Here is a 9239-nt window from a genome sequence, read left to right as displayed (position 1 = left end):
GCCCGAGAAAAATATCCTCCCCTGGAGATTATCAATACCTTTTTGCTGGACGGGATGAAAGTGGTAGGGGAACTATTTGGTTCCGGGCAAATGCAGCTGCCGTTTGTATTACAATCCGCTCAAACCATGAAGGCAGCAGTGGCTTATTTAGAGCCATATATGGAAAAATCCGAAGCAGGGAAGAATGCTAAAGGTACCTTTGTAATTGCTACGGTGAAAGGAGATGTTCATGATATTGGCAAGAATTTAGTGGATATCATCTTGTCCAACAATGGCTACGAAGTGATTAACTTGGGGATTAAACAGCCAGTGGACAATATTATTGATGCTTATGAAAAGCACAATGCTGACTGTATTGCCATGAGTGGACTACTGGTGAAGTCTACCGCCTTTATGAAGGATAATCTGGCAACCTTTAATGAGCGGGGAATTACGGTACCAGTTATTCTAGGGGGTGCTGCCCTAACACCAAAGTTTGTCCATAAGGATTGTCAGAATACCTACAATGGTCAGGTAGTTTATGGTAAAGATGCCTTTTCTGACCTCCATTTCATGGATAAGTTAATGCCAGCAAAAGCAGCTGGTAACTGGGATGATAGTAAAGGCTTTATCGATGAGGTAGAGAATGGTTTAGCAGTTGAAGCTTCTTCCGAATTGAAAGTTGACAAGTTGCAGCAGAATGGTTCACAAGACAACTCTCAACCAGCAACTCCCCTTTCAACTCCTGTAGATACTAATCGTTCGGAAGCGGTAACCTTAGATATTGAGCGTCCAACACCGCCATTCTGGGGAACTAAGATACTTCAGCCAGAAGATATTTCCTTCGAGGAAGTCTTATGGTATCTGGATTTGCAGGCGTTGATTGCTGGACAATGGCAGTTTCGGAAGCCAAAGGACCAGTCGAGGGAGGAGTATAATCAGTTTTTGAAGGAAAAGGTTGACCCAATTCTGGCGAAATGGAAGGAAAAAACTCTTGCTGAGAACTTGTTACATCCCCAGGTAGTCTATGGATATTTTCCTTGTTTAGCTGATGGTAATTCCTTGATAATTTATGATGCTAAAGGGATGAATCCCGAAGGCGCAAAGGACCCGAAGGAATTGCAAGAGGTGGCACGGTTTGAGTTTCCTCGGCAACGGTCTGGTAAGCGTTTGTGTATAGCGGATTTCTTTTTACCGAAGGAGTTGGCAGAACCAGGTCAATTCGATGTGTTCCCAATGCAGGCGGTAACTGTGGGGGATATTGCCACAGAGTACGCTAAGGAATTATTTGATGGTGATCAATATACGGATTATTTGTATTACCACGGATTGGCGGTACAAATGGCTGAAGCCTTGGCGGAGTGGAGTCATGCTCGGATTCGTCGGGAGTTAGGGTTCGCAGATCAAGAACCCGATAGTATTCGGGATGTGTTGGCTCAGCGCTATCAGGGTTCACGGTATAGCTTTGGTTATCCCGCTTGTCCAAATCTCCAGGATCAGTACAAGCAGTTGGATTTGTTGGAATGCGATCGCATTAAGTTATACATGGATGAGAGTGAGCAGTTGTATCCAGAGCAATCTACCACGGCAATTGTAGCTTATCACCCCATCGCTAGGTATTTTACTGCTTGATCTCTCAGCTTTTTGAGAATTGACTCTTGTTCCCCCCAAAGTTGGGGGGCTAGGGGGGCAAAATTCAGTTGAGCTAGCAAGATTTCAGTTGATTAATACTGGAATCTTGCACCCTTGTTATTAATCTTTAGGGTTCGCAGTGTTTATCAAAGTGCAAAGCCCAGCTTGGTGAATCTGTATCAAGCATTGCCCACCCTACTACATAAACTGGTAACAGACTCGAAAAAATTTCCACCCACCCATTTAATATTTACTCTTTATAATATATAATTATAAATTAGGTAAAACTACAAAACGAAAAGTAATCGAACGTTGATGATCATAACTTTTGGTAAAGTGGGATGAGTGGTCAAGATAAAAGTCATAGGATACAGATCATTGCCGCTGTAATTGGCCTGGTTGGTGCACTGGGGGCAGCTGTGATCACGAATTGGCATAATTTATTTCCTAAGGAGATTACCAAGTCTCAAAATTTTGGTCCAGAAAAAGTAAGTTGTACTGGCAGTGGCCAAGTATGCAGTAACCGCTTCGCAATAGATGTAACAACGCGCGGTTTCTTAAAAGTCCAGTATGTCGTCCCCCCTACTCATTGCGGTCCAATAAAAATCCATTTCTACCTTGACGGTGAGCGTGTTACTTCTACAGATACCCTTGGGTGGAGGGGCGCATCTGGCCAGTTCAGTAGGCTTCCGTTGACCTCAGGTAAAATTGATCTTGGCCCTGTTTCCTCAGGAAATCATTCCATTAGTTTAGAGGCAGAAGGGGAAACTGCGGGTTGTAATCGTGGGCAGCTGAATTCTTGGTTAGGGAATCTACAGGTCTGGACATCAGTTTTGGATAAGTAGTTCCGTAGGGTGTGTTAGGGGAGCCCTCATTTTATCGGTAGCTAGAGTTGAGAGACTCAGCCCCGTAACGCACCACTGTTAGGTCAAAGAATAAAAATGAGATCCACCCGAAAGTGCCAACCCTTTAATCTTTTGTGTGGGTTGATTGCCTATTGCTACTAGCTGGGATCCAGTTTTGGAACGAAGATCATTCTGAGATAGAAGACCGATTTTTACTGATTGTTCATTGTTACCGATAGGAGGAATCAGTAATCAGAATCATTTCAGCCCGCAAAGCCACTAAAAATGAAAGTAAACACTATCGATGCTAAAACCATGAAACCAGAATATGACCTTGCCAACATGAAAAGCCGCCCCAATCCTTATGCCAAGAAATTAAAGCAACCAGTAACTTTGCCTTTGAGGATTGATGTAATAGAATATTTTGAAGCAAAGGCGCAAGAAAAAGGAATTTATTAACTCTCAAACTCAGCACTTCCAAGCTGTCAAAATAGTTATCGGATTGAGAGGATTAAACCGAGTTAGCTTGCCCACAGGTACCGACTTTGATAACTGCACCTGTAACCATTGATAATTCCAGTGATCCCCCCTAACCCCCCTTAATAAGGGGGGGAAGGAATTTGCTCTAATCCCGCGCTCGGAGGGGGGGAAACGTTTAGACTCAAACCAACTATAGGCTGTATTAATATGCTCTACAGTTGCTAACGCTAACACTATAATACCATCGAGCTCTAAGCGAGTGTCACAGTAATCCAAAATTGATTGTAAATTACCACCACTACCGCCAATAAAAATCCTATTGGGTGTTGGTAAATCTTTCAAAATATCTGGTGCTGAACCATGAATTGAGGTAACATTAGTAATGCCTAAACGTTGACAATTTTGCTGAATTAAAGCACTCCCCATGGCTGTTTTTTCAATAGCAAACACCTGAGATGTTTTCGATAAACGAGCAATTTCAATGGAAACCGAACCTGTTCCTGCACCAATATCCCAAACCGTTTGCCCTGGTTTGAGTGCTAACTCTCCTAGTAACAGCAGCCTGATTTCTCGCTTGGTCATTAAACCAGGGCGATCGCTAAAACTAGTAAATGTCTGATCTGGTAATCCCAGTATCGGTAAGGAGTCTGGATCCAGGGATTGGTCAAGGGAATCAGGGTGACGTAGTAATACCACCACATTCAGGGGCGCAAAGGTCTGGTTCAATACTGCTTCTACACCAAGACATTGCACCCGTTCATCCATACCTCCTAAATTTTCACATACCCAGAACTCGTAGCAACTGGGTAAATCTAGCGCTAGCAATAATTTAGCGATCGCTTCAGGTGTATTGCTGCCATCCGTCAGCACTGCAATCTTGTCAACTCCCTGCTTCAAGGCTGGGATTAGTTGTTCGAGAGAACGGCCATGAGCACTGATTACCTTAGCATCTTGCCAAGCCACCTTAATCCGACTGAAGGCTAACTGAATCGCACTGACATGGGGATGAAACCTCAGCCTTGAGGGGGGAAGTTGGCTTAGGAGCAATCGTCCTAAGCCAAAAAACAATGGATCACCACTCACCAACACTACGATTAGGGTATCGTGATCAGCACTATCGAGCTGCTTACGAATTAATTCAATAGCGTCAGCAAAATTCCCCAATACCAGTTGTGACCCTTGGTGGTTGGGAAAATAACCTAAATGGCGCTGACTTCCTACCAATAGCGTCGCTCGTTCCACCAGCTCCTTGACTTGATCAGTTAAGCTAGCTGCTCCATCTAAACCAATGCCCACTACATGGATGGGTGACCTTTGGGATGTTTTATTACTCACTATCCCAAGCCAATACCATTAATCCATTCAAAATAGCTGCAGCCACTGGAGACCCTCCTTTAGCTCCTTCAACCCGAATCTGAGGGATAGATATCTTTGCCAAAGCAGCTTTCGACTCGAGCACTGAAACAAACCCAACCGTTGCGCCAATGACCAAAGCTGGTTTGACCTGAGAGTGGGGCAACTGCTCACATAAAGCCAACAATGCCGTAGGGGCATTACCAATCACAAAAATAGCCCCTGGAAACTGCTCAAAACATCGGAGTAAACCTGTTTCCGTGCGCGTCTTTCCTGGCAGAGCTACTGGTGCCTGGTCTACTGCGACGATCAGGGGATTACCAAAGGTTTTTGCCACCATACTGGCTATCCCCTGTTTGACCATTCCGACATCTGTAACAATTGGTGCTCCCTGCCGCAGTGCAGAAATACCAGATGCGATCGCATTTTCACTAAACCGAAGCAGTTGGGCAAATTCAAAATCAGCCGTACTATGGATTACCCTGCGCACAATAGCATACTCAGCTCGATTAAACTGATGCTCCCCAATCTGTTGGTCAATAATGGCAAAACTTTGCTCCATAATCGGATGCATCGACAATGCTTTCATCTCAATCCCCAACCCATACTCTGCTCCAACTTAAACACTCAGCACGCTACCCACTCAAAACTCCAAAACTGGCCATTCCGGTTCCCGCAAGAAGCTCATCATATCGTCAAACTTCCTTAATTGAGCCTGCCTAATCGATAGTACACTCCCTTCTACTTCTAGGGCTTGGCCACTTAACTCGAATAGGATATTGCTAATGCGATCGCTATCCAATTCCTGGGGGATATCTCCGAAATATCCTAGAGTGATGTGAGCCGTAAAATGGTATTGCTGTTCAATACCTAGAGCCATTAAATCAGAATTTTGATAAATACACCGACGCAGTTGCGCAATCCGATTGTATGCCTGTTCATCCTTGGGCGCTAGACATACACCAATCGCTCTGGGCATGACCATTAAGCCCAACAGCTGCCAGCTAATGGGATTACCACCATTTGCTAAAGACGTTTCCTGGCTGATACCGACATACTTGTCGAAACTTGCCTGTATCGACTGAAGCAGTTGAGTTTCAAACTGTGGATTTTCAGCCGTGGCATCTCGGTAAGCATTTTCCCAAATCAAGTCAGCCAGGGTTAAATGAAAACTATCCGGGGGTATGGGTACCATTAAACCCGGGTCTAGTTGCTGGATCAGCTCTTTTTGGAGCTGCTGCATGTTATTATAGAATGTTGAATTATTCGTCTCTTCCTCCCAAGGTGGTGTGATTACAGTGTAACCAGGAAAAGGGGCAGGCTCTCTGCTGCCATTAGGGAGACGTTTAAACTTGGGTGACTCTTGGATATTGAGTAACTGCGATTGATAGGTTGCGGTTAGGGTCAGCCGTGTGACCCGATTTAGATAACTTTGATATGTATCGTCCAATTTTGCCCCCTTACGTGTTCTGATATGGGAATTTACCAAAAAGCGATGGTGAAAGCCCCTGTCTTTTAAGCAGGGGATGAAACCGAGCGAGCCCTCACAGCCGACACATTTATGTGTCCTGTTTATAGTATAATGAGTAATTAGCGAGGAGGTGATCCAAGTGTACGGCTGTCAGCAAGTTTTATTGAGTCCAGATCTTGAGTTATTGGCAATTCTCAACTTTTTATGCACACAATCTCAGAGATTGACAAACATGGGCATCTACTTTGCCCGTCAACTCTACTTTAAAGCTAATCGCTACATCGACAAGTTTGAGCTAGAAAAAGAATACAAGCCCAATCGTCACTATAAGGCACTTCACTCCCAAGCAGCACAACAAATACTTCGTTCAGTGTACGAGTCCTTTAAATCCTACAAAGAATTGATTAAAGCATACCGAGAAGGGAAGATTGAGACTAGACCAAGACTGCCCAAGTATAGAAAAAAGGGAGGTTTGGCATTGGTCAGTTATCCCAAGCAAGCCTTAAGATTAATAGATGGAAACATAAGAATACCATTGGGCAGACAAGTAAAGTGCTGGTTTGGCATTGATAGTTTTAGATTACCTCTTCCTAGCAATATTAAATTTGATGACATCAGAGAATTAAGAATACTGCCAAGGAATAGATGTTTCTATGTTGAGTTGGTTTATAACAAAGGAATAGAAACACCAAGTGTAGAAATAAATAATGTACTTGGTATTGACCCAGGATTGGATAATTGGCTAACCTGTGTTTCTAATGTAGGAACTAGCTTTATTATTGATGGTAAGCACATCAAATCGATGAATCGTTGGTATAACAAACAGATATCAACAATCAAACAAGACAAACCACAAGGATTTTGGTCTAACCACCTAGCGGCGATAACTGAAAAACGTAACCGTCAGATGCGTGATGGAATTAACAAAGCCGCAAGACTGGTTGTCAATCATTGCTTGGAAAATCAAATTGGTCGAGTAATTTTTGGTTGGAATAAAGGAGGCAAACATGAGATAAGGCTAGGCAAAAAGACTAACTCGGAGTTTGTGCCAATTCCTACAGCTAGACTCAAAGAAAGAATTGCTCAGCTTTGTCAACAGTATGGAATCGAGTTCATAGCAACAGAGGAAAGTTATACCAGTAAAGCATCGTTCTTAGATGGTGACTATCTGCCAAAATATGGTGAAAAACCCGATGATTGGAAACCGTCAGGGAGAAGAACTAAGCGTGGTTTATACCGAACCACAATGAATTGGTATGTCAATGCGGATTGTAATGGTGCTGCCAATATAATACGTAAAGTAAGCAGAACGCTAGGTATTAGCCTAGACCGACTGGGTAGGGGCGTTTTGACTCGTCCCCACAGGGTTGTCCTGTGGTCAGTTAATAAGAAAACAGCGTGGAGTGACGTGGATTCATCCCGTCACGAAACATCCTTATTAGAATCCCCCGTCATTTATGCGGGGGAGTAGTCAACTCTATTGGGGAAAGGATGACTTTGCCATGGCTCAAGCCGTGGACAAACTGCGTCGATCCTTAGTTGACCCCAACTGGGCTAGTTTTAACTATGACAAAATTTCCCCAGACCAACCAGATGCTGTAATTCAAGCCTTGAATCAAGTAATGACTCCTCCGTTTGGCATCGGTGGACGTCTAGTGTGGTTAGTCGATACAACCGTTTGCCAGCAATGTTCGGAAAATTTGCTGGCAGAATTAGAGCGTACTATACCAGTCATTCCGAAACACTCCGTTTTGTTACTAACTACCCCCCATCGACCAGATCCACGACTCAAGTCCACGAAATTACTGCAACAGTACGCCCAGATTCAGGAGTTTGCTCTGATTCCCCCCTGGAAGACCCAGCAGCTGCTCAATCGGGTCAAGTCCTACTCCGTTGAATTTGGGGTCAAACTAACCAATAGTGCCGCTGAACTCTTAGCCGAATCCGTTAGCAATGACACCCGACAGTTATTCAACGAACTGGAAAAATTACGACTCTACGCGCTGTATGATAGCCAACCGTTATCAGAAAGCACCGTTGCCACCCTGGTAGTGGCTAATACTCAAAATACCTTGCAACTGGCAGAGGCGATTCGGCAAGGGGATGGGGCAAAAGCCTTGGAGTTGTTAGCTGCCTTGATCAACCACAATGAACCTCCCTTAAAGATTGTCGCTACCTTAATTACCCAGTTTCGTACCTGGTTGTGGGTGAAGTTGCTGGTGAGTGAGGGGGAAACCGATCTAAATGCGATCGCTAACACTGCCAATATCAATAACCCCAAACGAGTTTACTTCCTCAAACAAGACGTGGAGTTCCTTTCCCCCAAGCAACTCATCTCCACTCTGCGCGTGTTGCTGGAGTTAGACCTCAACCTCAAAACCGGAGCAGACCCCCTTTCAACATTACAAACTAAGGTGATACAACTTTGTGAAATCTTTAACAGTTCAAGAGTTTAGAACCGTCAGTGGCTTCACCCAGGCTAGCTAAAAGGATTGAAGGTTAAATTCTTTTTATACTCATGCTTCATATTTACCAAGTAAGCATTCAGCCGTCAGCCGTGAGCTAAAAGCTCACGCTACTTGAGGTGCCGTCAGCTTATTTTATTTAAAAGCATCTCCAGTAGCCTGGCCAAAAGCCCAAAGCTGATAGCTGATAGCTGATAGCTGATAGCTTACATTCCCAATCCCCAGAATATCTTGCCTTCTGAGGAACTTATCCCCCATAAATTAATTCAGATTAAACTAGCCCTTAGTGCTTTTGGTTATTGTTTGTTTTGCTCTTAATCTATCATCATGATCACTGCTAACTCTCTCAAACTTAGCTTGACCCAACTTTTCTCCCAATCTCTATTTGTCGGAGGACTTACTGCTATTAGTTTGCTATCTGGATTTATCCCTGAGCTTTCTGAAGACTCTTATACCCTTGTGATTAGCACTTCAGCCTATGCTCAAGATGTCACCTCTGACATTAGTCCTAATGACGTCACTCAATATGCTGAAGTTCTATTAGAAATAGAGCCTATTCGCGCATCTGCCTATGAAAAAATCACCACAATCCTAGGAGAGCCACCAGAAATTTTGTGCGATGACTCCGAGAGCATCAATAAGCTCCCCTCGACCGCCCAAGAAATTGCTAAAGATTACTGCCAACAGTCAGAGGTAATTGTCTCTAAGTATTTTCCCGAAGGAGGTAATAAACGATTCAACGAGATTACTATTCAGATGCAAGATAATCTAAATTTACGGGAACAGATTCAAAGTGAATTAGTGCGTCTTCAACAAGCCAAATTTGACGCTAGCTTTTAGCTGGGGATAGCTCGAATCATCAGCCACTTATTCCCTTGACCCATAAGTTAAACCATAACGTCAACCATAATTAAATCGTTTTGGGAAAAGCGTAAGGGTCTCAACGTTCCTCTTGGGCAAGCAGTAAGACGAGTTGCACACCTGGGAATTATCAATCAAGTTTAGACCTATAGT

General features: G+C 43.8%; 9 protein-coding genes and 2 pseudogenes. 7 read left to right on the top strand and 4 right to left on the bottom strand.

What is annotated here, in order from left to right; genetic code table 11:
• The 4 genes and pseudogenes from F6K37_RS24280 to F6K37_RS24270 all read left to right on the top strand — a co-directional run.
• On the top strand, positions 1 to 1611 hold a 1611-nt coding region (locus tag F6K37_RS24280), incomplete at its 5' end, for a vitamin B12 dependent-methionine synthase activation domain-containing protein (protein ID WP_287252654.1).
• A gap of 341 nt (positions 1612 to 1952) precedes the next feature.
• Complete coding sequence (locus F6K37_RS24275) at positions 1953 to 2456, top strand: hypothetical protein (protein ID WP_287252652.1); 504 nt, start codon at positions 1953 to 1955, stop codon at positions 2454 to 2456.
• 167 nt (positions 2457 to 2623) lie between these two features.
• A pseudogene (locus tag F6K37_RS45620) lies at positions 2624 to 2767 on the top strand (BrnT family toxin); the annotation flags it as partial.
• A 4-nt stretch (positions 2768 to 2771) separates the two neighbouring features.
• Positions 2772 to 2909, top strand: a pseudogene (locus tag F6K37_RS24270) (antitoxin); the annotation flags it as partial.
• A gap of 15 nt (positions 2910 to 2924) precedes the next feature.
• Here F6K37_RS24270 and cbiE read toward each other — a convergent pair.
• Genes cbiE through F6K37_RS24255 form a run of 3 tightly spaced genes read right to left on the bottom strand, consistent with a single transcriptional unit; the run spans position 2925 to position 5739 of the window.
• Positions 2925 to 4271, bottom strand: coding sequence for a precorrin-6y C5,15-methyltransferase (decarboxylating) subunit CbiE (cbiE, locus tag F6K37_RS24265; protein WP_287252649.1), 1347 nt, complete (start codon positions 4269 to 4271; stop codon positions 2925 to 2927).
• Complete coding sequence (locus F6K37_RS24260) at positions 4264 to 4878, bottom strand: cobalt-precorrin-8X methylmutase (protein ID WP_008183858.1); 615 nt, start codon at positions 4876 to 4878, stop codon at positions 4264 to 4266. The genes cbiE and F6K37_RS24260 overlap by 8 nt, the downstream gene beginning before the upstream one ends.
• A 54-nt stretch (positions 4879 to 4932) precedes the next feature.
• Positions 4933 to 5739: a DUF1868 domain-containing protein gene (locus tag F6K37_RS24255; RefSeq protein WP_287252647.1), complete on the bottom strand. Its 807-nt coding sequence runs from the start codon at positions 5737 to 5739 to the stop codon at positions 4933 to 4935.
• 160 nt (positions 5740 to 5899) lie between these two features.
• On the opposite strand from F6K37_RS24255, the gene F6K37_RS24250 reads away from it, so the two are divergent.
• Together F6K37_RS24250 and holA are read left to right on the top strand one after the other, a co-directional pair.
• Positions 5900 to 7231, top strand: a complete 1332-nt coding sequence (locus tag F6K37_RS24250) for an RNA-guided endonuclease InsQ/TnpB family protein (RefSeq protein ID WP_287252646.1) — start codon at positions 5900 to 5902, stop codon at positions 7229 to 7231.
• On the top strand, positions 7218 to 8216 hold the full coding sequence (gene holA, locus F6K37_RS24245; RefSeq protein WP_287252644.1) for a DNA polymerase III subunit delta: 999 nt from the start codon (positions 7218 to 7220) through the stop codon (positions 8214 to 8216). The genes F6K37_RS24250 and holA overlap by 14 nt, the downstream gene beginning before the upstream one ends.
• 144 nt (positions 8217 to 8360) lie before the next feature.
• Here the strand turns inward: holA and F6K37_RS24240 are convergent, their stop codons facing one another.
• A complete protein-coding gene (locus F6K37_RS24240; RefSeq protein WP_287252643.1) occupies positions 8361 to 8483 on the bottom strand; it encodes a hypothetical protein in 123 nt (40 codons plus the stop codon).
• A gap of 69 nt (positions 8484 to 8552) precedes the next feature.
• Here F6K37_RS24240 and F6K37_RS24235 point away from each other — a divergent pair, with 69 nt between their 5' ends.
• Positions 8553 to 9065 carry a DUF4168 domain-containing protein gene (locus F6K37_RS24235; RefSeq protein WP_071103357.1) on the top strand — a complete coding sequence of 171 codons (513 nt, stop codon included), beginning with the start codon at positions 8553 to 8555 and terminating at the stop codon, positions 9063 to 9065.
• The last annotated feature ends 174 nt before the right edge of the window (positions 9066 to 9239 follow it).

This window comes from Moorena sp. SIO4E2, from assembly GCF_010671945.1.
In the GTDB taxonomy this organism is placed as follows: domain Bacteria; phylum Cyanobacteriota; class Cyanobacteriia; order Cyanobacteriales; family Coleofasciculaceae; genus Moorena; species Moorena producens.
This window is presented reverse-complemented; position numbering and strand designations above follow the sequence as displayed.

Bases quoted from the DNA above. Each gene is read 5' to 3' on its own strand.
- F6K37_RS24275 (WP_287252652.1), top strand. From the start codon at position 1,953: ATGAGTGGTCAAGATAAAAGTCATAGGATACAGATCATTGCCGCTGTA.
- F6K37_RS24260 (WP_008183858.1), bottom strand. From the start codon at position 4,878: ATGAAAGCATTGTCGATGCATCCGATTATGGAGCAAAGTTTTGCCATT.
- holA (WP_287252644.1), top strand. From the start codon at position 7,218: ATGCGGGGGAGTAGTCAACTCTATTGGGGAAAGGATGACTTTGCCATG.
- F6K37_RS24240 (WP_287252643.1), bottom strand. From the start codon at position 8,483: ATGGGGGATAAGTTCCTCAGAAGGCAAGATATTCTGGGGATTGGGAAT.
- F6K37_RS24235 (WP_071103357.1), top strand. From the start codon at position 8,553: ATGATCACTGCTAACTCTCTCAAACTTAGCTTGACCCAACTTTTCTCC.